Source organism: Nocardia sp. NPDC050412, from assembly GCF_044458825.1.
Lineage (GTDB): Bacteria > Actinomycetota > Actinomycetes > Mycobacteriales > Mycobacteriaceae > Nocardia.
Genome location: NZ_JBITIJ010000002.1, coordinates 796,158 through 820,728, shown reverse-complemented (window position 1 = coordinate 820,728; position 24,571 = coordinate 796,158). Strand labels below are relative to the sequence as shown.

The 24,571-nt window shown below is 64.8% G+C and carries 20 protein-coding genes; 10 read left to right on the top strand and 10 right to left on the bottom strand.

What is annotated here, in order from left to right:
* The first annotated feature begins 153 nt into the window (after positions 1-153).
* Positions 154-867, top strand: a complete 714-nt coding sequence (locus tag ACIBI6_RS07690) for a dienelactone hydrolase family protein (RefSeq protein WP_396955581.1) — start codon at positions 154-156, stop codon at positions 865-867.
* Positions 868-901: 34 nt separating this feature from the next.
* Here the strand turns inward: ACIBI6_RS07690 and ACIBI6_RS07685 are convergent, their stop codons facing one another.
* Positions 902-1,561: an enoyl-CoA hydratase-related protein gene (locus ACIBI6_RS07685; RefSeq protein WP_396955580.1), complete on the bottom strand. Its 660-nt coding sequence runs from the start codon at positions 1,559-1,561 to the stop codon at positions 902-904.
* A gap of 7 nt (positions 1,562-1,568) precedes the next feature.
* A complete protein-coding gene (locus tag ACIBI6_RS07680; protein WP_364348172.1) occupies positions 1,569-2,195 on the bottom strand; it encodes a helix-turn-helix domain-containing protein in 627 nt (208 codons plus the stop codon).
* A gap of 218 nt (positions 2,196-2,413) precedes the next feature.
* Here ACIBI6_RS07680 and ACIBI6_RS07675 point away from each other — a divergent pair, with 218 nt between their 5' ends.
* Positions 2,414-2,971, top strand: coding sequence for a TetR/AcrR family transcriptional regulator (locus ACIBI6_RS07675; RefSeq protein ID WP_364348169.1), 558 nt, complete (start codon positions 2,414-2,416; stop codon positions 2,969-2,971).
* Here ACIBI6_RS07675 and ACIBI6_RS07670 read toward each other — a convergent pair.
* A complete protein-coding gene (locus ACIBI6_RS07670) occupies positions 2,960-4,819 on the bottom strand; it encodes a Na+/H+ antiporter (RefSeq protein WP_364348166.1) in 1,860 nt (619 codons plus the stop codon). The two genes, ACIBI6_RS07675 and ACIBI6_RS07670, sit on opposite strands and share 12 nt — an antisense overlap.
* 137 nt (positions 4,820-4,956) lie before the next feature.
* Between ACIBI6_RS07670 and ACIBI6_RS07665 the strand changes: the two genes are divergently transcribed.
* From ACIBI6_RS07665 to ACIBI6_RS07650, 4 genes are all read left to right on the top strand, one after another.
* Positions 4,957-5,847, top strand: coding sequence for an alpha/beta hydrolase (locus tag ACIBI6_RS07665; protein WP_364348163.1), 891 nt, complete (start codon positions 4,957-4,959; stop codon positions 5,845-5,847).
* 42 nt (positions 5,848-5,889) lie between these two features.
* Entirely contained in the window at positions 5,890-6,516 is a 627-nt protein-coding gene (locus tag ACIBI6_RS07660; protein ID WP_364348160.1) for a TetR/AcrR family transcriptional regulator, read from the top strand.
* A 394-nt stretch (positions 6,517-6,910) separates the two neighbouring features.
* Positions 6,911-9,199, top strand: a complete 2,289-nt coding sequence (locus ACIBI6_RS07655) for a molybdopterin-dependent oxidoreductase (RefSeq protein ID WP_396955579.1) — start codon at positions 6,911-6,913, stop codon at positions 9,197-9,199.
* An 82-nt stretch (positions 9,200-9,281) separates the two neighbouring features.
* Positions 9,282-9,668: a hypothetical protein gene (locus ACIBI6_RS07650; protein ID WP_364348154.1), complete on the top strand. Its 387-nt coding sequence runs from the start codon at positions 9,282-9,284 to the stop codon at positions 9,666-9,668.
* Positions 9,669-9,773: 105 nt separating this feature from the next.
* On the opposite strand, the gene ACIBI6_RS07645 is transcribed toward ACIBI6_RS07650, so the two are convergent.
* The 4 genes from ACIBI6_RS07645 to ACIBI6_RS07630 form a co-directional block, all read right to left on the bottom strand.
* Entirely contained in the window at positions 9,774-11,978 is a 2,205-nt protein-coding gene (locus ACIBI6_RS07645; RefSeq protein WP_396955578.1) for a molybdopterin oxidoreductase family protein, read from the bottom strand.
* Positions 11,979-12,014: 36 nt separating this feature from the next.
* Positions 12,015-12,254 (bottom strand): hypothetical protein, encoded by a 240-nt coding sequence (locus ACIBI6_RS07640; protein WP_364348148.1) that lies wholly within the window; start codon positions 12,252-12,254, stop codon positions 12,015-12,017.
* Between the two features lie 54 nt (positions 12,255-12,308).
* Positions 12,309-14,255 (bottom strand): glycoside hydrolase family 15 protein, encoded by a 1,947-nt coding sequence (locus tag ACIBI6_RS07635; RefSeq protein WP_364348145.1) that lies wholly within the window; start codon positions 14,253-14,255, stop codon positions 12,309-12,311.
* Between the two features lie 302 nt (positions 14,256-14,557).
* Positions 14,558-14,827 carry a hypothetical protein gene (locus ACIBI6_RS07630; protein WP_364348142.1) on the bottom strand — a complete coding sequence of 90 codons (270 nt, stop codon included), beginning with the start codon at positions 14,825-14,827 and terminating at the stop codon, positions 14,558-14,560.
* Between the two features lie 567 nt (positions 14,828-15,394).
* Here ACIBI6_RS07630 and ACIBI6_RS07625 point away from each other — a divergent pair.
* Both ACIBI6_RS07625 and ACIBI6_RS07620 read left to right on the top strand, forming a co-directional pair.
* Complete coding sequence (locus ACIBI6_RS07625; protein WP_396955577.1) at positions 15,395-16,147, top strand: FadR/GntR family transcriptional regulator; 753 nt, start codon at positions 15,395-15,397, stop codon at positions 16,145-16,147.
* Positions 16,144-16,875 (top strand): cache domain-containing protein, encoded by a 732-nt coding sequence (locus tag ACIBI6_RS07620; protein ID WP_396955576.1) that lies wholly within the window; start codon positions 16,144-16,146, stop codon positions 16,873-16,875. Before ACIBI6_RS07625 ends, ACIBI6_RS07620 begins: the two co-directional genes overlap by 4 nt.
* A gap of 53 nt (positions 16,876-16,928) precedes the next feature.
* Here ACIBI6_RS07620 and ACIBI6_RS07615 read toward each other — a convergent pair whose 3' ends face one another.
* The 3 genes from ACIBI6_RS07615 to ACIBI6_RS07605 form a co-directional block, all read right to left on the bottom strand.
* A complete protein-coding gene (locus ACIBI6_RS07615; protein WP_364348134.1) occupies positions 16,929-18,623 on the bottom strand; it encodes a GMC family oxidoreductase in 1,695 nt (564 codons plus the stop codon).
* A 3-nt stretch (positions 18,624-18,626) separates the two neighbouring features.
* Positions 18,627-20,102, bottom strand: coding sequence for an NAD(P)/FAD-dependent oxidoreductase (locus tag ACIBI6_RS07610; RefSeq protein WP_364348131.1), 1,476 nt, complete (start codon positions 20,100-20,102; stop codon positions 18,627-18,629).
* A gap of 338 nt (positions 20,103-20,440) precedes the next feature.
* Complete coding sequence (locus ACIBI6_RS07605) at positions 20,441-21,073, bottom strand: hypothetical protein (protein WP_364348128.1); 633 nt, start codon at positions 21,071-21,073, stop codon at positions 20,441-20,443.
* A gap of 639 nt (positions 21,074-21,712) precedes the next feature.
* On the opposite strand from ACIBI6_RS07605, the gene ACIBI6_RS07600 reads away from it, so the two are divergent.
* On the top strand, positions 21,713-22,129 hold the full coding sequence (locus ACIBI6_RS07600; protein ID WP_364348469.1) for a Fur family transcriptional regulator: 417 nt from the start codon (positions 21,713-21,715) through the stop codon (positions 22,127-22,129).
* Between the two features lie 39 nt (positions 22,130-22,168).
* Positions 22,169-24,400, top strand: a complete 2,232-nt coding sequence (gene katG / locus ACIBI6_RS07595) for a catalase/peroxidase HPI (protein WP_396955575.1) — start codon at positions 22,169-22,171, stop codon at positions 24,398-24,400.
* Positions 24,401-24,571 lie beyond the last annotated feature (171 nt).

The window sequence follows — 24,571 nt, the reverse complement described above, 5'->3', positions numbered from 1 at the left end:
GCGCTGACCGGGGACACCGCGTCCGGCAGAGGTTAAACCAACCCCAGGCCCCGGCACCGGCATTTCACGTTCAAACGCCGAAATTCGCATCGCACAACCGGGCTCGCCACGCGATAGCTGTACACGTCTGGGACAGTGGCCTACATTGCTGGCATGAACACCATCGAGCTCGACACACCGGACGGCGCTGTCGAGGCGATTCTGGCCCGCCCGACCGGGAACGGTCCGTGGCCCGGTGTCGTGGTGCTGCACGACGGTGTCGGCTTCGGCCAGGATATCCGCGGCAATGTCGAAATGCTGGCCGACTACGGCTATCTCACGATTGCCCCGAATCTGTTCGCCAATGGCCGGGTGCGCTGTATCCGTGCGGTGATGCGGTCGCTGATCTTCACCGGCGCGAGTCCGACGATCCGGGAGATCCTCGCCGCCCGCGACCGACTGGTCGTCGATCCCGATTGCACCGGCAAGACCGCCGTTATCGGCTTCTGTATGGGCGGTGGCTTCGCATTGCTCACCGCGCCAATGGGTTTCGACGCGTCCGCACCGTTCTATCCGGGCCTCTATGGCGACTACCGCGCCCAGCTCGAGGGTGCATGCCCGGTGGTGGCCAGCTACGCCCAGCGCGATCTGTCGCTGGTCGGTGCCGGCCGCAAGCTCGATCGTGCGCTGACCGATCTCGGCGTCGAGCACGACATCAAGACCTATCCGGGCACCATGCACGGCTTCGCGAACGTCTTCGGCATCGACCCGGTCCTGCGCGTCGCCGGCCTCGGCTACGACGCGCAAGCTACCCGCGATGCCTGGCACCGCATCTTCGCGTTCTTCGACAAGCACCTGACGGATACACCGGCCAGCGGATCCGAGTAGCGCAACCCGCTGGCCGCGGCGGCGAATCGACCGTCTACGAGGCGGATTCGGTCAGCTTGGCGACGGCCGGACCGAACATGATGTTCTTGATCGCGCCCAGTGTCGCGGGATCCTTTCCGCCGAGCGGGGCGAGCATGGCGAGGGCGGCGGTGGCGACCGCGGCTTCGCCCGCGGTGGCGTCGACGATATCCAGGTCCGAGGCATCGATTCCGCCGAAGCGGCGACCGGTGGTCATCGCGGCCACGGCGGCCTTGGGTGTCAGCTTGGACTGGATCAGCGCGGCCATGCCCGGGGTGAACACGATGCGGATATCGACCTCGGGCAAACAGAAGAACCCGCGGTCGGCGCGCATCACCCGATAGTCGTGGGCCAGCGCGAGCATGGCTCCCGCGCCGAAGGCGTGGCCGGGCAATGCGGCGGCGGTGGGGATGGGCAGTGTGAGCACGCGGGCGAACAGTGCCTGTACTCGGCCGATGTACCACTGAGTGCGCTCACCGTTGGCGACCAGCCAGTCCAGGTCGAGGCCGTTGGAGTAGAACTTGCCGGTCGCAGTGGTCACCAGGCCGTGTGCGCCCTCGGCGAGCGCGGTGTCGAGATGGGCGTTGACCGCGTCGAGAAACTCCGGGGTGAAACGGTTTTCGTCGTCACCGAGGTCCAGGACGGCGATCTTTTCGTGGTAGCTCAGCGTGCTCATGATATTCCTACTCCGGGGTTGATTCGGGTGGGCCGACCGCGAGCACTGCACGCACGGCGGCGCGAAGGTGGTCGCGGGCAATGGGTTTCGCGATTCGGTCGCGGCGCAGCAGGATGCCGGTCGGCAGGTCGACGACGCAGGTGGTGATCACATCGACCGCGGCGGCGTCACCGCGGCCCCACATGGCACGTGACAGGCGGATGAGCAGTCGCACCAGCGCGTCGTCGGTTCCGGCGAGTTCGGCGACGACCTGTTCGGGCAGTTCGTCGCCGAGCAGTTCGTCACGTGAGACGGTCAGCAGCAGCTTCGAGGAGTCCGGGTATCGCCGCGCGAACTCCACCGGCGTCTCGGCCGCGGCTACCACCGCCTCGAGCGCGCGTGGGGCGCCGGCGTTGGCGGCGAGATGTGCCTCTACCGACTCGGTCTGCATCCGCAGAAACCGCCCCGCCGCCCGTAACCAGCTGCGTCCGAGCAGTTCGGCACGCGAACCGAAGGTGTGATAGATCGCGCCGTTGGATACACCGGTCGCCGCCGCGACGGCCCGGATGGTGACCGCCGCGGGACCCGAGCGCACCGCCAGCGACTCCGCGGCATCGAGCACGGTGTCGGGGTCGTGGGTTCGCGGGCGGGGCATGCCACGACTATAACAGAGCAATTGCTCTGTTATAAATCTGCCTCGCATCAGCAAACCCGCTTCCGCTATGCCACTGCATGTTTCGCCCGGTCACGGGTACTTTCGCGGCGCGGCGACGCCGATGCGTGGACTTCGTTACGTTTCAGCGCGACGGCAATACGATGAGGTACTGTCTGGTCCTCCGCCTTGCCCGCACGAACAGAAACGGCGCTTGCGAAATGTCACGAGTGGTCACCAAGGAGCAGTACTTCGACACCGCTCTGGAGGTCTTGGCCGAACTCGGCTTCAAAGGCCTCAATATCGGCGTGCTGTGTCGCCGACTCGGTGTCACCAGCGGTTCGTTCTACCACCATTTCGGCAGCTGGCAGGGCTTCGTGGACACGCTGCTCGAGCATTGGGAGAACCGCCAGGTCGTCATCCTGCGCACGCTGAAGTTCAACCAGGGCAATCCCGACGACGACATCCGCGCCATGTCCGATCTCGCCGCGGGCCTGCACCATGCCGCCGAGGCCGCGATCCGCGCCTGGGCCGCCAATGACGAATCGGTGAATCTGGCGCTCAAGCGGGTCGATGAATCGCGCCGCCGCACCGTGCACAAGGCGATCAAAGGCGTTGTGGGCGATGAGCAGACCACCGCGGTGGTCACCGCGCTCGGCATGTCGATGCTGATCGGCTACCAGCAGATCGCCGCGGGCGGGGAGGACATTTCACTGGACCAACTGCTGGCCCAGTACGCGCGGTTGATCTACTCCCACGCCCGCCGATCAGCCGAGTAGCTCGTCGACATAGCACCACCGCCACGCCTCGCCCGGCTCCACGCTGCGCATCACCGGATGTCCGGTGCTGCCATAGTGTTTGGTGGCGTGATTGCCCACCGAGGAGTCACAGCAGGCGATGTGCCCGCAGTCCAGGCACATTCGCAGATGCACCCAGGTGTATCCCTCGGCGATGCATTCCTTGCACTCGTCGGGTTCGGTGGGCTCACGCACCAGCGGCGCGGACTCCAAATGCGTGCAGCTATCGGCCGCCGCGGGGGCGGCGAGCGGTTCGACGCGCTCCTCTTCGGTTTCGTCGAAGCGGTCGATCATCGATTCCTCGAGATCGAGCCGCGACAGCACGTACTGCAGGATCTCATAGTCCGCGCCACCCGAATCCCGCACGCGCAGAACCGTTTCCCGTTCCGCACGCAACATTTCCAGCCGCAGCCGCCGATATTCGGCGGTCGGTGTCGCCAGTTCCGATTCCGATCGGCCGAGGCGTTCCCAGGCCGCGTTGGTCTTCCAGGTGACCCGATCGCGCAGTGTCTCGACGACACCCGGCGGCGTATCCGGGGTGATGTGCTTTTCCAGCTCGGCCAGTCCCGCCGCGGTCGCCTGCTGCAGCAGGTTCGCCTTCTGTAGCGCGTTTTCCGCACGACTCGGACCGCGCACATGCAGCCACCGCACCACCCAGGGCAGTGAAGTCCCTTGCAGCAGTAGCGTTCCGGCGACCACGACGAGCGCGAGCAGTTTGAGCACCGGCAGCTGCGGGGTGTCGGCGGGCAGCAACAACACCGCGGCCAGAGTGACCACACCGCGCATGCCCGCCCACGACACCACCACCGGATGACTCACCGGCACATCGGCATTCGACAATCCGAGCTTGCGCGAGAGCAGCGCGACCGGGAAGACCCACAGCGGCCGCGACAGCATCGCCGCCACCATGACCGCCACCGCCGCCACAATCAGCGTGGAGTGGTCGAGGCCGCTGTCCCACGCGCCCTCGATGATCGCGCGCATCTGCAGCCCGATCATCAGGAACACAACGCTCTCGAGAATGAATTGGATGGTGCGCCAGTTGGTGCGTTCGGCAATCCGGGAGGCGGCGCTCTGCCACACCGGCGCACCGTGGCCGAGGACCATGCCGCAGGTCACCACCGCGATCACACCGGAGGCTTCGATACCCTCGGCGGGCAGATAGGCGACGAACGGCGCAAGGAACGACAGCGTGGTGTCCAGCACCGGATCGGTGATGCGCCGCCGCAGCATCGCCAGCAGATAGGCGACCACGATGCCCACCGCCGCACCACCGCCCGCGGCGAGCAGGAAGTCACCACCGGCCTTCCACACCGACACCGTGCCCGCAGCCGCGGCGATCGCGGTGCGCACCGTCACCAGCGCGGTGGCGTCGTTGAACATCGACTCGTCTTCGAGGATGGTGACGATCCGGCGCGGCATGCCGATGCGCCGCGCGATCCCGGTAGCGGCCACCGCATCGGTCGGCGCGACTACCGCGCCCAGGGCCACCGCCACCGCGAACGGCACCGGCAGCAGCCACCACACCACCCCCGCGACCGCGAACGTGCTGAACAGCACCAACCCCACCGACAGCAGTGCGATGGTGCGTGCGTTGGCCCGGAAGTCGACCAGGGAGGTGCGAATCGCGGAAGTGTAGAGCAGCGGCGGCAGGAAACCCAACAGGATGACCTCGGGATCCGGGTGGACCTGCGGAACATGCGGCAAATACGACGCGACCACTCCGGCCAGCGTCAATACCAGCGGTTCGGATATCCCGAACCGTCGCGCGAGCGCCGCGAGCGACGCCGCCGACGCGACTAGAACAACCAGGCCGATCGCGACATGCACTATGGCATTCTCGCAGAGCAAACATCCGGCTCGAAAAGACCATGCGGTACGTGACACGGACAGTGCGGTTCAGTTCCTCGGAATGCCTGTGGCGGTAGCGTTCGCGCGCAATAGTTGTCGGCACGAAGGAGGTAGACATGGAAGAGTTTGCGTCCTGGCGGGCGAGCGGTCGCCGCCACACCCACCGCGGCCATCAGATCTTCTGGCAGGACAGCACCGGCGACGGTGCCGGAAATCTGCTCTGCATCCACGGTTTCCCCACCGCGTCCTGGGACTGGCATGCCCTATGGCCGGGTCTGCGCGAGCGGTTCGCGCGCCTCATCGCCCCGGATATGATCGGCTTCGGTTGGTCGGCCAAACCCCGCAACTACGATTACCGGATCGCCGATCAGGCCGATCTCCACGAGAACCTGCTGCGTGAGCAGGGGATTTCCCGCACACACATCCTGGCCCACGACTACGGCGACACCGTCGCCCAGGAGTTGCTGGCACGCGATGCACAGCGGCGCGCCGACGGCGACGAATCCCTGGTGATCGAATCGGTATGCCTGCTCAACGGCGGACTGTTCCCCGAGACCCACCGCGCGCGTCCGGCGCAGAAGTTGCTGGCGAGTCCGCTGGGACCGCTGGTCGGGGTGCTGGGCACCGAGCGGGTCTTCCGCCGCAGCCTCGCGGGTGTCTTCGGTCCCACCACCCGCCCCAGTGCCCATGAGCTCGATCAGTACTGGATCCTGTGGTGCAGTAAGCACGGCAAGAGCAACGGGCACAAGCTGATTCGCTATATGGGCGAGCGCAAGGCCAACCGGCGGCGCTGGGTGGGCGCGCTGGTCGACACCCCGGTTCCGGTGCGGCTGATCGACGGTCTGCTCGACCCGGCATCGGGTGGGCATATGGTGCGCCGCTATCGCGAGCTGATTCCGGATCCGGATGTGGTCGAGTTGCCGAAGGTCGGGCACTATCCTCAGCTCGAAGCCCCCAGGGAGACCTTGGCCGCGGTATTGGATTTCCACACCAGCCGCGTGCGATAGACGGGCACCCCAGCGTTATGGGGTGTCCCATACTATGGCTACATGGCAGCGACACGCCGATCGAAGAAGGAGGCTCCGGAGCGCCCACGGCTGCGTGACGCGCGGCGGCGGATGATCGAGGGCACGATCGAATCCCTGCGCATCCACGGTGCGAGCGCCACGAGCGTGGACCGGGTGCTGGCCGATACCGGCGCGCCCCGCGGGTCGGTCTATCACCACTTTCCCGGCGGTCGCACCCAGTTGATCGCCGACGCGCTGAGCGCCGCCGGTGGTTCGATGTCGGAATTCATCGAAACGATCACCCGCGAGAACGATCCGGGGACAGCGCTGGATATGTTCGTCGCGCTCTGGCGACGAACCCTGCTCGACAGCGAGTACCGCGCGGGCTGCCCGATCTTCGCCGTCGCGGTTGAAACCAATGACGACGCACCGGAATTCGCCGCATCCGCCGCGGCGATCTTCGCCCGTTGGAATACCGCACTCACCGATCTGCTCATCAGTCACGGTCTCGACGCGGTGCGTTCGCGTCGCATGGCCACGCTCACCGTCGCCGCCGTCGAGGGCGCGATCGCGCTGTGTCGCGTCGAGCGTGCCACCACACCGCTCGAGGACACCGTCCGCGAATTGCAAGCTCACCTCACGACCGTCATCGACGCCTCCAAGCAGTAGCGCGCCCGACACCCGATCGGCGAAGTGCGCTTCGGCCGGATTCGGCGGTCTCATTGGTGCGAAGAATGCCCGCTCAGGCCCGTTTTTCTCGCCATGTCATGGAACATCTCGACAGGGTGGGGCCTTGACATGCCGATTATGGTGGGGACCATAATCAGGGTCGAGTGCAGGTCCACCGCACCCACCAGGACCCGAGGAGACGCCGATGTCGCGAGCAGCCGAGCTCGACCTGCTTCGACGATCTCGACCGACTCGGCGATACACCGTTCCTGGCCGAGCCGAAGGCGTGGATCAACGGCACTCGCGTCGACCAGACCAGTTGATCCCGCGCATCCGTATTTCCACCGGCGGTTTCGCTTCCGTCCTCGATCAACGACAACTCACAGGAGCATCGATGAGTACCGCCGCACCACAAGACAGCCGAGTCGATCACAGTGCGCGGCCTGGACGCAATGATGCTGCGGCGCAACAGGAATGGCACAAGACCGCCTGCATACTATGTGAGAACAACTGCGGCCTGCTGATCCAACTCGACGGCCGCAGCTTCGCCAAGATCCGCGGCGACAAGGACCACGTCGCCTCGGCCGGATACACCTGCAACAAGGCGCTGCGTCTGGACCACTACCAGAACGGCGGTGCCCGCCTGACCACCCCGCTGCGCCGTGAAGCCGACGGCAGTCTCACCGAAATCGACTGGGATACCGCGATTTCCGAGATCGCCGCACGGCTCACCGAGGTCAAGAACACATACGGCGGCGACAAGATCTTCTTCTACGGCGGCGGGGGACAAGGCAACCACCTCGGCGGCGCCTACAGCGGCGCCTTGCGTCGGGCGCTGGGCAGCCGCTACCGCTCTACCGCGCTCGCCCAGGAGAAGACCGGCGAAGGCTGGGTCGACGCGCATCTGACCGGCGGACACACCACCGGCGATTTCGAACATGCCGAGGTTGCGGTATTTCTCGGCAAGAATCCCTGGCAGTCACACGGTGTGCCGCGCGCCCGCACCGTCCTGCAGCAGATCGCCAAGGATCCCGCGCGCACCATGATCGTGCTCGACCCGGTGCGCACCGAAACCGCCGATCTCGCCGATATCCATCTACAGGTCCGTCCCGGTACCGACGCGTGGTGTCTGGCCGCGATGCTCGCGGTGCTGGTGCGCGATGATCTGCTCGATCACGCATTCCTCACCGAACACGCCGACCAAATCGACGCCGTCACCGCCGTGTTGCGCGAAATCGACATCGCGTCCTATGCCGAAATCTGCGGTGTGCCAGTGGAATTGCTGCGCACCGCCGCCCACCGGATCGGCACCGCGAGCAGTGTCGCCACCTACGAGGACCTGGGCGTCCAGCAGAGCCCCAACAGCACCCTGATCTCCTACCTGAACAAGCTGCTCTGGCTGCTCACCGGAAACTTCGCCAAACCCGGTGCCATGCAACCACATTCGTGGATGGTGCCGTTAGCGGGATACAGCCGCGACATCAAACGCAGCCCGGTGACCGCCGCACCGATTCTCGGCGGCATGGTGCCGTGCAATTCGATCGCCGAGGAGATTCTCACCGATCACCCCGACCGGTTCCGGGCAATGATCATCGAGTCCGCGAATCCCGCCCACTCACTCGCCGAATCGGCGGCCTTCCGTGCCGCACTGCACGCACTCGATCTGGTGGTGGTCATCGATGTCGCGCTCACCGAAACCGCACGTCACGCCGACTATGTGCTGCCCGCGGCCAGCCAGTTCGAGAAGTGGGAGGCCACCTTCTTCAATCTGGAGTTCCCGCACAACACCTTTCATCTGCGCGCGCCGGTGCTCGACCCGCTACCCGGCACATTGCCCGAACCCGAGATCTACGCGCGCCTGATTCGCGAACTCGGAGTCGTCGGGCGTGCCGAGCTGGCGGTACTGCGGACCGCCGCGAAACTGGGCCGCCGACCCCACGCGTTGGCCTTCGCCGCACTGTTGACCATGGACAAGAATATCGGCGGCCTCGCCCCCTACCTGCTCTATGAAACCCTCGGCCCGACCCTGCCCGATGGCGCGCGTTCGGCCGCCGTGCTGTGGGCGCTCGCGCAGCGCGTCGCGAAGGTGCATCCGGCCGCTATGCGTCGCGCGGGGCATCGGAATGCCGATGCGCTGTTCGATGCCATCCTGGCGGGCCGCTCGGGCGTCACCTTCACCGTCGACGACTATCCGGACGCCTGGGACTATGTGCCACACTCGACAATCCCGTTGGCGATCCCGGAATTGTTGCACGCGCTGCGCGAACTCCCGACCACACCCGCCACGCACACCAGCCCCGAATTCCCCTTCGTCCTGTCGGCCGGGGAGCGGCGTTCCTTTACTGCCAACACGATCTTCCGCGACAACAGCTGGCGTCGCCGTGATCCGGAGGGCGCGTTGCGGCTCAGCCCCGACGATGCCACCGTGCTCGGTCTCACCACCGGGGACCGTGCCCGCATCACCACCCGGCGGGGCAGTGCCATCGCCGCGGTCGAAATCAACGATCGCATGCGGGCCGGGCACGCATCTCTGCCGAACGGGTTGGGCCTCGACCTGCCAGATGGCACCCGCACCGGTGTGGCCGCGAATGAGCTCACCGATGCGAGCTGGCGTGATGCGATTGCCGGAACGCCCTGGCACAAGCATGTTCCTGCCCGTATAGAACCGCTGCGCGAGGTGTAGCTGTTCGCCAGGTGTGTGAGCAACCGAACTTCGGGACGCTCCAGTGTTTTTCGCGCACCTGGCGACACCGTACAGTCGGCCCATGGTTTTCCGGCTCGAGCTGCAACCTGCCCAACCCCTGCACCTGACACCCGACTGCGTGGTATATACCGGAACGGTGCGACTATTCGTCACCGGCACGCTCATCCACGCCTCCGCAGCCCCCGCCGAACCGTTCGGCTTCTTTCTCCCGAACACTCGCCCCCTGCCCGAGGACGCACCCGAACCCTGTCTATGGGCGGAGATGCATCTGATGACCGCCACTGCCACCGCGGCATCCGGAAACTTTCCCTTCGGTATCACCAACACCCACGCCGCCTACGTCCCCGACCCGCGCGCCGGTCTGCACCGCTGGCTCCACCTCACCGCGGCCGCCCACCCCGCCAGAGAACTCCGCCTCGGCTACCGCGTCACCGTCCAAACGCCCTGATCTCGTCTGGATGGCGTCCGCCGAGGTGCGACCTCCGCCGCGCGCTCCGGCTCAACAGTCAACCTCTGCCACACAGTGGTGAACGCGCCAGGTGACCTGCGCACTCTACGGAGTCGGTGCAGCCTCGCGATCGGCATCCGATGCTGTCGGCGCGGTGACCGCAGGACCGACCGTCACCCATGTGTTGTTGACCGCCGCGTTCCCGGAGAACGTATCGGTGAGCGACGGATCGTGCAGCAGGTTGACATTCGCCCCCGGCAGGGAGGCGGCGACTTGCCAGCCGACACCCGGTTCGCGGTGCCCCCAGCCGTGCGGGATGGCAATGGTGCCGCGGCGGATGTCGTCGCTGACCTCCAGGGTGACCACGATCGAGCCGGTGCGGGAGGTGACCGTGACGGGGGTGGCGTCGATGAGGGCGCGTTCGGCGGCGTCGGCGGGATGCATGAGCGCGGTGCAGCGGTCGCGGCCCTTGACCATGGACGCGACATTGTGCAGCCAGGAGTTGTTGCTGCGCAGGTGGCGGCGGCCGATGAGTTTGAGGTCGTAGTCGTCGGTGGGAGCGGTCAGCGCGTTGCCGTGGCGCGCGTCGTCGAGTAATTCCCGTGCGGCCGTGACGAAATCGTCGGGCGCGAGGTGTACTCTGCGATCCTTAGTGCCGATCAATGCGCGCAATCGCGGCTGCAGCGGACCGAGATCGATACCTCCGGCCGCGGCGCGCACCTTCGCCACGGACAAGCCCTCGCGGCCACGCCGCAGTACCCCGTACGGACCCGCTGCCACTGCGAGGGTCGTCAACCGCATCGGACTGAACTGCGCCAGCAGCGCATTGACTGCCCGCGTGGTGAATCGGCGCGCGGGCAGCGGCACCACCTCGGTGATCAACCGCGCCAGGATCTGCCAATCCTCGAGTCCGTCGGCCGGAGGTTCGAAAACGCGGGCGTCGTAGCGCAGATTGTTCCGCACACTGAATACCGGGAACAGAATATTCACATCCTCGCGCTCGAGCGGGGAGATCGGCGGCAGGATGATATCCGCGTGCCGAGTCGTCTCGGTCACGTACATATCCACCGCCACATAGAAATCCAACGAGTCCAGCGCGGGGTCGAGTTTCCCGCGCTGCGGTGTCGACAACACCGGATTACCGGCGTAGGTGATCATCGCGCGGATCTGCCCCGCGCCCTCGGTGAGGATCTCATCGGCCAGCACAGCGACCGGCAGCTCCGAGCGGAATGATTTGTAGGTGCCGGAGCGGTCGGTCCAGGCCCCGTGCCCCACGGGCAGATATTTCCCGAACCGCGGCGCATCGATCGGCGGCGTCGCGAACATCTGCCCGCCGGGCCGATCCAAATTCCCGGTCACCGCGTTGATGGTGTTGACCAGCCAATGCGTCAGCGTGCCGGTCACCTGGTGGCATATCCCGATCCGGGCATACAGCAATGCCGAATCCGCCGCCGCATGTTCGCGCGCCAGCCGCCGAATCGTCTCGGCATCGACACCCGTGAGCGGTTCGGCGAGTTCCGGTGTGACCTCGGCGACCAGTGCCCGCAACTCCTCCCAGCCGGTGCACTGCGCGAGAATCCGGCTTTCATCACACAGGTTTTCGCTGACCAGCACCTGCAACATGGCCAACAGCAGATACACATCACCACCGGGTGCGATGGCTACATGTTCGTCGGCCAGCCGCGCGGTCTCGGTGCGCCGTGGATCGATCACGACCACTTTGCCGCGCTTGCGCACGTCTCGAATGCGCTGCTTCGCATTGGGCATGGTGGTCACCGAACCGTTCGACACCGCCGGATTGGCTCCCATGATCACCAGCCGATCCGTGCGATCGATATCGGCCACGGGCATCAACACATTCGATCCGAACATCCGCCACGCCACGAACTCCTGCGGAAACTGGTCGATCGAGGACGCCGAGAAGAAGTTCCGCGTCATCAGCACCGTACGCAGCAGCGCGCCATAGATCACCGACGAACTGTGGGCGGCCGGATTCCCCAGGTACATTCCGATCGCGCTGGCCCCGTGCTCGCGACGCACCTGCCGCAACCGCAGCCCGATCTCCCGAAACGCCTCATCCCACCCGATCGGCTCGAAACGATCACCGACCCGCCGCACCGGCGTGCGCAATCGATCCGGATCATGGTGCAGCCCACCCATCGCCGTCGCCTTCGGGCAGATATATCCGTGCGAGAGCACATCGTCGGGATTGCCCTCGATCCGCGTGACCTGATCATCCTCGACGGTCACCAGAATCCCGCAGTGCGCCTCACACAACGTGCATTGCCGAGCGACGGTGGTAGCACCCATCCCGTGTTCCTCCACACCATTGAGAGAGTTACCGTCTCATCGTAGCGGCGCCACCGTGTCGGGTACACCGTTCCGATCCAGCCCCGGCCCCGGGATTCGCCCGTGCGCGGGATCGGTTGCCGTACCGTCGATCACGACCCGCCGGGCCGCGACGCCGAACGGTAGCGATCGGAAACTTCGGAAGTTGTTATACGCGAGCGGATTTCGTGCCGCGATCGGTCCGCGGACCGAGATCTGCGCCTCGCTCTGGACCAGCGACGTTGCGACTGCCGGCATTTCGGGTGCGCTCCTCGCGCGAAATCCGGCAATGCCCCTGCCGCGACATACTGGTCATCGGTGCATATATCCCAGTGTGTATGACGCATCGTCCAGTCGTGGAGCGATCGATTCCCCGCCCAGTGCCTGCCGCAATATGGCTTGTTCGTCCTGGATGACGTGCATTACCGCGTTGATCAGGGCCAGGTGGGTGAACGCCTGGGGAAAGTTGCCCCAGTGGCGGCCCGTAAGAGGATCGATCTCCTCGGCGTAGAGGCCAAGGGGGCTGGCGTAGGCGAGCAGTTTCTCGCACAACTGTTTGGCTCGTGTCTTCTCGCCGATCTCCGACAGCGCCGAGACCAGCCAGAACGAGCAGATCGTGAAAGCACCTTCCTCCCCTGCGCAGCCGTCGTCGGTTTCACTGACGCGGTACCGCAATACGAGACCGTCTTCGGTCAGTTCGTCGGCGATCGCCAACACCGTGTTGCGCACCCGCTCGTCATCGGCAGGCAGGAACCGAACCAGCGGGATGAGCAGTGTCGACGCATCCAGCGCCGTGCTGCCGTAATACTGGGTGAATACCTGCCGAGAATCGACCGCATGAGCGCATATATCGGCGCGGATTTCGTCCGCGGCCTGTTGCCAGCGATGCGCGCGTCCGAAGTCCTGTTGGATGCGGGCCAGCCGGGCGCCGCGATCGGCGGCAACCCAACACATCACCTTGCTGGAGGTGAAATGTCGAGGCGCCCCGCGAACTTCCCAGATGCCGTGGTCGGGCTCGCGCCAGTAGGTGAGGGCGCTTTTGACCGCCCGGCCCAGCACCGGCCAAGCTCGTGCGTCGATCAGGTCCTGATTACGTGCGTAGAGATAGACCGCGTCCATCGCAGCGCCCCACACATCGTGCTGGCGTTGCCGGTACGCGTCGTTGCCGATGCGCACCGGCCCGGCATTCTCGTAGCCGCGCAGATGGGTGAGGGTCTGCTCGGTGAGGTCGCTTTCGCCACCGATGCCGTAGACGATCTGCATATCCCGGACGTCTTCGGTCAAGCTGATGATGTAGGAGAAGAAGTCGTTCGCCTCCCAGCTGAAGCCCAGTGTGTACAGGCCCCACAACGCGAAAGCGGAGTCGCGTATCCACGAGTAGCGATAGTCCCAATTGCGCTGTCCGCCCGGGGTTTCGGGTAACGATGTGGTGGCGGCGGCGCTGATAGCGCCGGTGGGGGCGAAGGTCAGCCCCTTGAGGGTCAGCGCGCTGCGAGTGAGCTGGGCAGCCCACGGATGATCCGGAAACCGCCCGCCGGCAAGCCAGTGCCGCCAATGGTGGATTGTCCGCAGCAGCCGTTCATCGGCCTCCTCGACGGCGCGGGGCGCGTCGCGACTACCCCAGGAGAGCGCGCAAAACCGGGTGTCGCCCGCCTTCAGCAGAGTGCGGGCCAGCGCGTGCGTACCTTCCAGTCCCAAACGCAGGTCGGTGCTCAGCGTCAACTGCAGATCGATCCCGTCCGCGCTGGCCTGCGCAATGTGGTAACTATCGAGGTACTCCCAATGAGCGCGATGTCTGCCGTAGTCGAAGGACGGCTGGCAGTCGAGCACGAAGTGGATTTGCCCGGTCTCACAGTGCACCGTCCGCAGCAGAATGTGCTCGGCGTCGTAGTCGGTGGGAGTTCGAATATGGGCGCTGCGGCCCGGTGTCTGGTGTCGCCAGGGCCCGACCAGCAGCACATCGCGGACGGTCGCCCACCCTTCACCACTGCGCCAAATCGTCTCCATGACCATCGTGCCCGGGATGTAGCGGCGATCGGTGGGCACCATGAAGTCGGCGGGGGCGAACCGAAACGAACCGGCGGAACGATCCAGTACCGCCGCGAAGACACTGGGGGAGTCCATGCGAGGTAGACACATCCATTCGACGGCTCCGCTAGGGGCGATGAGCGCGGTGACCTCGCAGTCTGAGATGAAACCGTAATCGTCGATGCGCGGGAACGCTGTGAGCTGCGGCGTGCGTTCGATGTCCTCGTCCATGTGTCGCTCCATCATCTCGGCGCTGAATGTGGCCGGCTACTCCATGCGCTTGCTGGTGCACCGCCTTTCTTCTCGACCGGACTGCGAGCGGGATCGGGAACGTGAGCGTTAGGGCGTTTCCAAATAGCCCACCACCTCGTCGGTCGTATCGGCAAGCCCGGAATTTGCCGCGACGGCGTCGGGACACCCCGCAGCCCTGCCGATCGCATGCGTCGGGCAACTCTTTTCCGGTGCCGACGGTGAGCTCCCCGACCGGTGTGTCCGGGGGGAGCATGTACAGGAGCGGTCGGCCCTCGGCGCCGTTACGCCAATACCCGCTTTCGGGCCGCCAGAGGCAGCGGCGGAATAAGTTTCGTCCAGAATTCGTGGCGGACCGCATCCCACAGCCGCGCCAGTTCCGGAAAGAGTTCTCGCGCATGCACGAGATCCGGGTAGTTGCTGTGGCTGAAGGACGCTACCCGCGAGGCGTCGGATGCGTTGTCCACGGCGACAATCGCGATCAGATGATGCTGAACCAAGCGCCACGTCACACAGAATCCGTCGACTTCGGTTCGGTGAAGATCGTTATCCATCTTCGATCCCCTGACATCGCCCGCGTACATCGCGCATTTGGCGACCATTGTCAACCGCCCGCTGTTGGCTATGCGCTGCCGTCTCGGCCGACAACTCAGAACGGCCGCACCACCGGAGGTGCTCCATAGGCAGAGTCGGATTCTCGGACATGAGGTATTCCCGCTTCGATCGTGACGCCGACGCGTCAAGGTGTCGGGGTGTTCACTCCTTGAACATAAGACATTAGATTTCATAGTTCAAGAGTTTCGTCGGTAAAGGTATCAGTTGAGCCCTCGCCGCCAACAGCTCGTACCGCGGCACTGACAGTTCGACCAGAGACAGCGGCGACTGGTCGGATGGATTGCCGAAGCGGACCTACAGCAGCCATGCGGGCCGCGAAAAACACGCCCACGCTCCGATGGGCGGCCCCGATCCGAGAGTCGCGCGATCCGGTCAAACGGGTGCGACGAGTGAGCCAGGGGAACCGGGGTGTGGAATAGAACCAAGTTACCTCTAACTTCATAGTTCATAGTTCAAGTGTTAGTTAGCTAGAATCCTGTTACGTCCTGCCACCCCGAGGAGTCGTGTTGCCCCAGCAGAAGAGGGTCGGATTGACCGCGCTCGGCGCCGTGCTGTCACCGCTCGAGGGCGGCGGTCCGAAAACCGAGGCCGTGGTGCAGCGGCTGTCTGCCGCGATCAGCCTCGGTGTGATGGTCGACGGCCAGCAGTTGCCGAGTGAGACCGATCTCGCCAACCAGTTGGGTGTATCGACAATGACGCTGCGGGAGGCACTGGTCGTTCTCCGGCAGCAGGGCATCGTCCACACCAAGCGCGGCCGCGGGGGTGGCAGCTTCATCAGCGCCTCGGCGGAGGTCTTCGAGAACACCTCGCTGGCGCGGTTGCAACAGATGAGCATCCAGGAACTGCGCGATCTGGGAGACGAGCACTTCGCCGTCACCGGAGCAGTCGCTGTGTTCGCCGCGCGCCGCGGGTTGCAGGCCGATATAGTCCGCCTCCGCGCCTTGGCCGACCGGCTGTTGGACAGCACCGATCTCGTCTCGGCACGCCGGGCCGATAGCCGCTTTCATATCGAGATGGCGGTGTGCGCGCAGTCCACCCGGCTGACCCGCGCCGAGGTCGGTCTACAGGCCGAGCTCTCCGCCCTGCTCTGGCTGCCGCGGCTGAAACTGGAACCGGCGGCCGAGGCGACCGCCCATCGTCACCTGGTGGACGCGATCGAACGAGAAGACGATGCCCGGGCGCGAGAACTGGCAGAATCGCATACCGAATCACGCATCCGCCGCCTCGTCGCCTTACGCTTGGAGCTCAGTGATAGATGAGGGATACCGATAGCTTTCCGGCCCCTGCGACCATCGAGTCGCTCGCTGATTCCGTCGCAAAACTGGCCGACGAGATCTACCTGTCGCTGACAACCATCGGGACCGCGCTGACAACCCTGTGGGATGGTCTCACCGAGATGCCGCGATCCGCTCCCCGGTCGACCGATCTGGCGCCGTTGCGCGAGACCATTATCGGCGAACTCGAGCGGCACGGAAAGCTGTTCGCCGGAGCAGGCGTAGTGATGGCCGACGGTGTCCTCACCGATCGCCCCCGGCACCTGGACTGGTGGCTTCCGGACGCGCAACGCCTGCTGCTGGAATTGAATCCCGATAGTGAATACTTCTACGACTACACCAAGATGGACTGGTTCACGGTGCCGCGCGAGCAGGGTCGGCGATGGGTACAGGGGCCGCACCTCGACTACGCGTGTACCGATGAGTACGTTTGCACATTCTCGATACCGGTCACGAGCACATCGGGAACTTTCCTCGGAATCGCCGGTGCCGACGTGCCGGTCGCCGCGATCGAGGAGGCCTTGCTCCCGCGATTCCAGGCATTCGGTCAGCGGGTAGTGCTGGTCAATAGCGAAGGCCGCGTCATTATGGGGACCGATCCAGAATTCACGACCGGTTCCAAGACGAGCCGGATGGACAGATCTGCTGCGACAGTTCCGGTCGAGGCGATGCCTTGGTCGTTGTATCCGCTGGGATCCACGACATCCCACTGAGCCTTTCCGGACCGGGGACCGCACTGTCGACAGCCAACGCGAAACCGAGGGCATCAGACCGGGGTAATCGGCAACCGAAGCGCTCCCGGCGCCGAGTCCGGCACCACCGGATTCTTCGGCGCGATCGCATCGATCCGCCGATACGGCGCCCCCAACGGCGGACGCTGATCCTGTTCACCCTTGTTCGGCCACAACGACATCGCACGCTCGGCCTGGGCGGTAATGGTCAGCGACGGATTGACCCCGAGATTCGCCGAGATGGTCGAACCGTCCACGATATGCAAACCCTCGTAGCCATAGAGCCGCTGATACGGGTCGACCACCCCCGTATCGGGGGAGTCGCCGATCGCGCAGCCACCGATGAAATGCCCCGTGATCGGGATATTCGCCATTTCCGTCCAGGAACCCTGCGGAATGCCGTTGATCTTCTCGGCGACCCGTCGCGTGACCTCGTTGCCCTCCGGAATCCACGTCGGCGGCGCTTGTCCCGCACCGGGTTTGGTGGTCATCCGCTTACCGAACAAACCACGCTTGTTATAGGTGATGATCGAATTGTCGACGTTCTGCATGACCAGCAGCCCGATCATCCGCTCGGACCAGTGCGCCGGATTGTGCATGCGCAGCAGATCCCGCCGATACCGCACCATCTCCCGCAGACCGAGCACCCAACGCCGCTTCCCCTCCTGCCCGTCGACCAGCACCGTCGTCAACAGGCCCATGAAATTGCTGCCCTTGCCGTAACGCACGGGCTCCACATGGGTGTGGGAGTTCGGATGGATCGACGAGGTGATGGCGACACCCTTGGTGAAATCCGAATCCTTATCGCGGGTTCGCGCCGCCAACACCGCCTCGGAATTCGTGCGCGCCAGATGGCCCAGGCGCGGCGAAATATTCGGCAGCACACCGCGATCCCGCAGATTGTGCAGCAACTGTTGGGTGCCGAGCGCGGCCGCGGAGAACACCACCTGATCGGCGGTGAAGGTCTGCTTCGCCTTGCGAACCCAGCGCCCGGTGCGCACGGTATCGACCGCGTACCCGCCGCCGGACAGCGGCCGCACCGACACCGCGGTCGTCAACGGATGCACGGCCGCACCCGCCTGCTCCGCCAGATATAGATAGTTCTTCACCAGGGTGTTCTTCGCGCCGTGCCGACACCCGGTCATGCACTCACCACAATGCGTACACGAGCGCCGCTGCGGCCCGACACCACCGAAGAACGGATCCGCGACCGCAGCTCCCGGCCGAGTCTCCTTATCCGCGAACAACACTCCGACCGGCGTTCGACGGTAGGTATCGCCGATACCCATATCCTCGGCGACCTCCCGCAGCACCCGATCCGACGGCGTGGTCGCCGGATTGGTCGTCACCCCCAGCATCCGCGTGGCCTGGTCGTAGTGCGGCTCCAGCTCGGACTTCCAATCGGTGATATGCGCCCACTGCTTATCGCCGTAGAAGGTGTCCGGCGCCTCGTACAACGTGTTCGCATACACCAGCGAACCACCACCGACACCGGAACCACTCATGATGAAAGTGTCGTTCAGCAGCGTCATCCGCTGAATACCGAAGCATCCCAATTTCGGCGCCCACAGGTACTCGCGCAGATGCCAGGAGTTCTCGGCGAATTCGTGATCGGCGAAGCGCCGCCCGGTCTCCAGGACACCGACCCGGTAGCCCTTCTCGGTCAACCGCAGTGCGCTCACACTGCCACCGAAACCGGAACCGATCACCAGCACGTCATAGTGCGTCATGGGTTACCTTCCGGTCCGAACCAGCTCGTAGTCGCGGACATCGAAATGCGTCCGCTTGTCGTATTCGCTCATCCGCCCCGGCCAGTTCGTCGTCACCCGACCACTGGCCTCCCGGTACCAGCTGGTGCACTTGGTCCACACCGTATGTTCGAGCCGCCCCTGGATCTCCTCGTCGAACCGCGCCTCCACCTCCGGCCTCACCGAGAGATAGCCACCAGCCCCGCGCAGATGCTCGACCGCTTGACGCAGATAACGCGCCTGCCGCTCGTGCATGTAGATGATCGACCCCGCGCCGAGGTTGGTATTCGGCCCGTACATGATGAACATATTCGGGAAATACGGCACGGTGAGGCCCTTATAGGCCCGCGCACCGCCCGACCACACCTCACGCAGCTCCTTGCCGCCGATCCCGCGAATCGTCATGGGCGCCAAGAACTCCGTGGCCTTGAATCCGGTGCAGTAGACGATCACATCGACCTCGTGCAGCGTGCCGTCCTCGGTGCGCACACCGGACGGCGTGATCTCAGCGATGTGCGAGGTCTCCAAGTGCACATTCGGCTGTGACACCGCCGGGTAGTAGTTGCTCGCCATCAGCCCGCGCTTACAGCCCGCCTCGTAATCCGGCGTCATCTTCGCCAGCAGTTCGGGATCGGAGATCTGGGAGGCCCGATGCCGGTCCGCCCATCCGGAGATCAGATCGGCGATGCGGCCATTGCCTTCCAGTCCCGAGGTCACCAACTCGTAGAACGAATACCAGCCGAACCGCTCCGCACGCTGGATCAGCGGGAACTTCGCCACGATCGACAGCTTGTCCAGCACATTGAGTTTCGGTGGCGCGTAATAGCTTTCGATCTTCGGAATGATCCACGGCGCCGACCGCTGGAAGACCGTCAACTGCCCGACCTTCGGCTGAATCGCCGGAATGATCTGAATCGCGCTCGCCCCGGTGCCGATGATCGCGACCCGCCTACCGGTCAGGTCGACCTCGTGATCCCATCGCGCCGAATGAAACGCGTCCCCGGTGAACGAATCCATGCCCGAAATATTCGGCCACACCGGACGCGATAGCTGACCCACCGCGGGCACGAAGACATCCGCCTCGAGCAGCTCACCGGCGGTCGTGCGCACCTGCCAGACGCCACGGTCGGCATCGAAGTCCGCCGAGTCGACCTCGACACCGAAACGCATGTGCTTCTCGAGGTCGTAGCGGCGCGCGACATCATGCATGTACGCGAGAATGTCGGGCTGCTCGGCGAAGCGCTTCGGCCAGTGCGCATTGGGAGCGAAGGAGAAAGAGTACAGATCCGACGGCGCGTCACAGGCGGCGCCCGGATAGGTATTGTCCCGCCAGACCCCGCCGAGCCCGTCGGCCTTATCGATAATGGTGAACGCCTCGTAGCCGCGGCGCACGAGCTCCAGCGCGGCCGCGAGGCCGCCGAATCCGGCGCCGACGATGAGCACGGATGGAGTGCTAGTCATGTCGACAACTGTATGAACGGTGACACAGTTGTCGAGAGAGCGCCGCGGCCAGGAAATCAACATTTTCGGCCATCGAGCTGCCGACTACATCCGTAGTAACCGAACAGCCATATCGAGTTCGCACACTCTCCGCATCACTGTGCGGCTACGAACAAGGTCGTGCGCGGTACATGCGGATATACATCCAACCAACTGTCACAGTGACGATTTGGCGCGGGGTAGCAAAGAACGGGCGAAGGGGAGGGGTTTCAACGGAAACTTGCTGCAGCCCAGGATAATTCGGACGCTCCCCGGGTATCGAACTTCGGCAGGCCTCGCCAGTTCGCGACCGGCCACAGTCAAGGCGCCACCGGGACGACATCGGGCTCAGCCTTGCGATCCGCATGGAATCCGGGCAGATACCGGTCAGCGAGCGGAATCATCACCTGAATCAGCGGACCGATGCCGAACGCGTACACCACAGTGCCCACGCCGACGCTGCCCCCGAGTAGCCAGCCGGTCGTCAGTACTGTCACTTCGATCCCGGTCCGCACCAATCGCACCGACCACCCGGTCCGGCGGACCAGTCCAGTCATCAGTCCATCCCGTGGCCCTGGGCCCATACCCGCGCCGATATACAGCACCGTGGCCAGCGCATTCAAAACCACCGCGGCACCCATCGCGCCGACTCGCACCGCCAGCACATCCCAGTCCGGCAACAGCCACAACCCGACATCTACCGATACACCGATCACCACGACATTGCTCACCGTGCCGAGCCCTGGCAACTGCCGCAACGGAATCCACGCCAATAACACCACGACACCCGTCAAAGCCGTCACCGCCCCGAAACTGATCGATACATGCGCGGCAACCCCTTGATGAAACACATCCCACGGATCCAACCCGAGCCCGGCCCGAATCATCACCGCCATCGAAAACCCGTACAACCACAACCCGACATAGAGCGCGACCAGCCGCCGAACCAACATCACCTCAGCCTGCCGATAACTGGACTCCCAAAACAGAGCCAATCGCTAACCACTGGCCTTATAATCCGAACCCAATCCAAGCCAGAGAACTCGCCTCCATCCCTTAAATCGTCACTGTGACGTTATATGGAGTTTGGCGGCCCCAGCAGGGGATCCGCCTCCAAAACAGCCAGATCGCCGTTGTCGAGCCGCTCCGATATTTCTCCGCCGAAATCCAGCATCTGCCGAAATATTTACATCAGCCGATCTGTGTAGCGAGGGGACACCACGCATCCGCAGCATGCGATTTCCGCGCACAGAACGCCGGTAAGCCAGCCAGCTACTGAGCAGCGGAGCGAAAGTCCGTACCTACCAACGTCATACAACCAAAGCCGCCCACTTCCAACGCCTCCGTTGTAACGCCGATAATCGACATTATGTTAAGTAGACCTGATGGCGATGGCCGCTGACAGTTCATCCGACGCTCCCCTCCCAATAACCATGAGCTCGTGCCAGTAGCGGACTGTGGGGTTCATCGGACGCGATCGTCCCCGGAGAGCGGCGGTTTGTGGGATCGTCTCGAGTTTCGCAAAACCCTCCCCATGGAGACTTGAATGAGTCATACTCTTGAATGTGTCCAGCAATTCGGAATTCGAGCGCATGTTGCGCGGGGTGTCGCTGCGCGTGACCGCGCCGCGGGTTGCCGTGCTGACTGCCGTGCACGAGCATCCCCACTCCGATACGGACTCGATCCTCGGTCATGTGCGCCAGACGCTGGGTGCGGTATCCCACCAGGCGGTATACGACGTGTTGCGCGCACTGACGGCCGCCGGTTTGCTGCGGCGCATCCAGCCGATGGGATCCGTCGCGCGCTACGAAACGCGCGTCGGCGATAACCATCACCATGTCGTGTGCCGCTCATGCGGCGTCATCGCCGATGTCGACTGCGCCGTCGGCGAGGCCCCCTGTCTGACCGCATCGCACGACAACGGATTCGTACTCGATGAGGCCGAGGTCATCTATTGGGGCCTGTGCTCCGATTGCTCGGCAGCGCAAATGTCCGGATCACACCCGTGATCACAGCCCGATTCACTCAACCCCCCGAAAGGAAATGCCGTGCCTGAGGAACATCCGCCCATCGGAGAGGCCAATACGGAACCCGCCACCGGTGGTTGCCCCGTTATTTCCGGTCGCCTCAAATCCCCCGCCGAGGGCGGAAGCAACCGTGACTGGTGGCCGAACCAGCTCAATCTCAAGATCCTGCAGAAGAACCCCGCCGTAGCCAACCCGATGGACGCCGACTTCGACTACGCCGCGGAATTCAAAACCCTCGATCTGGCTGCCGTCAAACAGGACATCGTCGAGGTCATGACCACCTCGCAAGAGTGGTGGCCCGCCGACTTCGGCCACTACGGCCCCTTCTTCATCCGGATGGCCTGGCACGCCGCGGGCACCTACCGGATCAGCGACGGCCGCGGCGGAGCCGGCGCCGGTATGCAGCGCTTCGCCCCGCTCAACAGCTGGCCCGACAACGCCAGCCTCGACAAGGCCCGACGCCTGCTGTGGCCGGTCAAGAAGAAGTACGGCAAGAAACTCTCCTGGGCCGACCTCCTCGTCTACGCCGGCAATGTCGCGCTGGAAGACATGGGCTTCCCCACCTTCGGTTTCGGTGGCGGCCGCGTCGACCAGTGGGAGCCCGAGGAGGACGTGTACTGGGGTCCGGAGCAGACCTGGCTCGGCGACGAGCGCTACACCGGCACCCGCGATCTGGAAAACCCGCTGGCCGCAGTCCAAATGGGTCTGATCTACGTGAATCCGGAAGGCCCGAACGGCAATCCCGATCCGCTCGCAGCGGCCATCGACATCCGTGAGACGTTCCACCGCATGGCCATGAACGATATCGAGACGGCCGCGCTGATCGTCGGCGGCCACACCTTCGGCAAGACCCACGGCGCCGGCGATGCCGAACTCGTCGGTCCCGAGCCCGAGGCCGCCCCGCTCGAGGAGCAGGGCCTGGGTTGGAAGAGCGCCTTCGGCACCGGCGTCGGCAAGGACGCGATCACCTCCGGCCTGGAGGGCACCTGGACGCCGACTCCGACCAAGTGGGACAACAGCTTCCTCGAGACCCTCTACGGGTACGAGTGGGAGCTGACCAAGAGCCCCGCCGGCGCCAACCAGTGGATCCCCAAGGACGGCGCGGGCGCGGGCACCGTGGTCGATGCCCACGACCCGTCGAAGTCCCACGCCCCGGTCATGCTCACGACGGACCTCTCGCTGCGGATCGACCCGATCTATGAGCAGATCACCCGTCGCTGGCTCGAGCACCCCGAGGAGCTCACCCAGGAGTTCGCCAAGGCCTGGTACAAGCTGACCCACCGCGATATGGGGCCGAAGGTCCGTTACCTCGGGCCGGAGGTGCCGGCGGAGACGCTGCTGTGGCAGGACCCCGTCCCGGCCGCCGACTACGACCTCATCGGGGCCGCCGATATCGCCGCACTCAAGAACCAGATCCTGGCCTCGGGTCTGACTGTCGCACAGCTCGTTTCGACCACGTGGGCGGCCGCGGCGTCGTTCCGTGGCAGTGACAAGCGCGGCGGCGCCAACGGCGGACGCATCCGCCTGCAGCCGCAGGCCGGGTGGGAGGTCAACGAGCCCGACGAACTCGCCCAGGTGGTACGCGTCCTGGACGGCATCCAGGAGTCCTTCAACTCCGCCCAGACCGGGAACACCCGGGTATCCTTCGCCGACCTCGTCGTACTCGGCGGCGCCGCGGCCGTCGAGCAGGCCGCCAAGAACGCCGGTTACGACGTCGAGGTGCCGTTCACCCCGGGTCGCACGGACGCCACCCAGGAGCAGACCGATGTAGAGTCCTTCTCCGCGCTCGAGCCCAGCGCAGACGGCTTCCGCAACTACCTCGGGAAGGGTAACCGGCTGCCCGCCGAGTACCTGCTGATCGACCGCGCGAACCTGCTGACCCTCAGTGCTCCCGAGTTGACCGTCCTCGTCGGTGGTCTGCGCGTCCTCGGGGCGAACCACAAGCAGTCTCCGCTCGGCGTATTCACCGCCAACCCGGGATCGTTGAGCAACGACTTCTTCGTGAACCTGCTCGATATGGGCACGAAGTGGGAGCCGTCGGCCGCCGATGACGGAACCTACGAGGGCAAGGATCGCGCCACCGGCACGGTCAAGTGGACCGGCAGCCGCGTCGACCTGGTCTTCGGGTCGAACTCGCAGCTGCGCGCCCTCGCGGAGGTCTACGCGACCGACGACGCGAAGGAGAAGTTCGTCAACGACTTCATCGCCGCGTGGGTCAAGGTGTCGAACCTGGACCGGTTCGACCTGGTGTGATGAAAGAGGAATGACCGACCGACCCGGCCGGTCCTCCGCACGCGGCGCCCCCGCGAACCCCCGTGGTTCGCGGGGGCGTCTTCATGCGTACGCCAGTTCCGTTGCGTCCGGCGCCCACCGGTGGCGAAGATCAGCGACGGACGACGATAATCGAATATTCTCGGTTCTGTC

Excerpts from the sequence above, each read along its gene's own strand:
- ACIBI6_RS07690 (WP_396955581.1), top strand. The coding sequence starts at position 154 with ATGAACACCATCGAGCTCGACACACCGGACGGCGCTGTCGAGGCGATT.
- ACIBI6_RS07685 (WP_396955580.1), bottom strand. The coding sequence starts at position 1,561 with ATGAGCACGCTGAGCTACCACGAAAAGATCGCCGTCCTGGACCTCGGT.
- ACIBI6_RS07680 (WP_364348172.1), bottom strand. The coding sequence starts at position 2,195 with ATGCCCCGCCCGCGAACCCACGACCCCGACACCGTGCTCGATGCCGCG.
- ACIBI6_RS07675 (WP_364348169.1), top strand. The coding sequence starts at position 2,414 with ATGTCACGAGTGGTCACCAAGGAGCAGTACTTCGACACCGCTCTGGAG.
- ACIBI6_RS07665 (WP_364348163.1), top strand. The coding sequence starts at position 4,957 with ATGGAAGAGTTTGCGTCCTGGCGGGCGAGCGGTCGCCGCCACACCCAC.
- ACIBI6_RS07660 (WP_364348160.1), top strand. The coding sequence starts at position 5,890 with ATGGCAGCGACACGCCGATCGAAGAAGGAGGCTCCGGAGCGCCCACGG.
- ACIBI6_RS07655 (WP_396955579.1), top strand. The coding sequence starts at position 6,911 with ATGAGTACCGCCGCACCACAAGACAGCCGAGTCGATCACAGTGCGCGG.
- ACIBI6_RS07650 (WP_364348154.1), top strand. The coding sequence starts at position 9,282 with ATGGTTTTCCGGCTCGAGCTGCAACCTGCCCAACCCCTGCACCTGACA.
- ACIBI6_RS07645 (WP_396955578.1), bottom strand. The coding sequence starts at position 11,978 with ATGGGTGCTACCACCGTCGCTCGGCAATGCACGTTGTGTGAGGCGCAC.
- ACIBI6_RS07640 (WP_364348148.1), bottom strand. The coding sequence starts at position 12,254 with ATGCCGGCAGTCGCAACGTCGCTGGTCCAGAGCGAGGCGCAGATCTCG.
- ACIBI6_RS07635 (WP_364348145.1), bottom strand. The coding sequence starts at position 14,255 with ATGGACGAGGACATCGAACGCACGCCGCAGCTCACAGCGTTCCCGCGC.
- ACIBI6_RS07630 (WP_364348142.1), bottom strand. The coding sequence starts at position 14,827 with ATGGATAACGATCTTCACCGAACCGAAGTCGACGGATTCTGTGTGACG.
- ACIBI6_RS07620 (WP_396955576.1), top strand. The coding sequence starts at position 16,144 with ATGAGGGATACCGATAGCTTTCCGGCCCCTGCGACCATCGAGTCGCTC.
- ACIBI6_RS07615 (WP_364348134.1), bottom strand. The coding sequence starts at position 18,623 with ATGACGCACTATGACGTGCTGGTGATCGGTTCCGGTTTCGGTGGCAGT.
- ACIBI6_RS07610 (WP_364348131.1), bottom strand. The coding sequence starts at position 20,102 with ATGACTAGCACTCCATCCGTGCTCATCGTCGGCGCCGGATTCGGCGGC.
- ACIBI6_RS07605 (WP_364348128.1), bottom strand. The coding sequence starts at position 21,073 with ATGTTGGTTCGGCGGCTGGTCGCGCTCTATGTCGGGTTGTGGTTGTAC.
- ACIBI6_RS07600 (WP_364348469.1), top strand. The coding sequence starts at position 21,713 with ATGTTGCGCGGGGTGTCGCTGCGCGTGACCGCGCCGCGGGTTGCCGTG.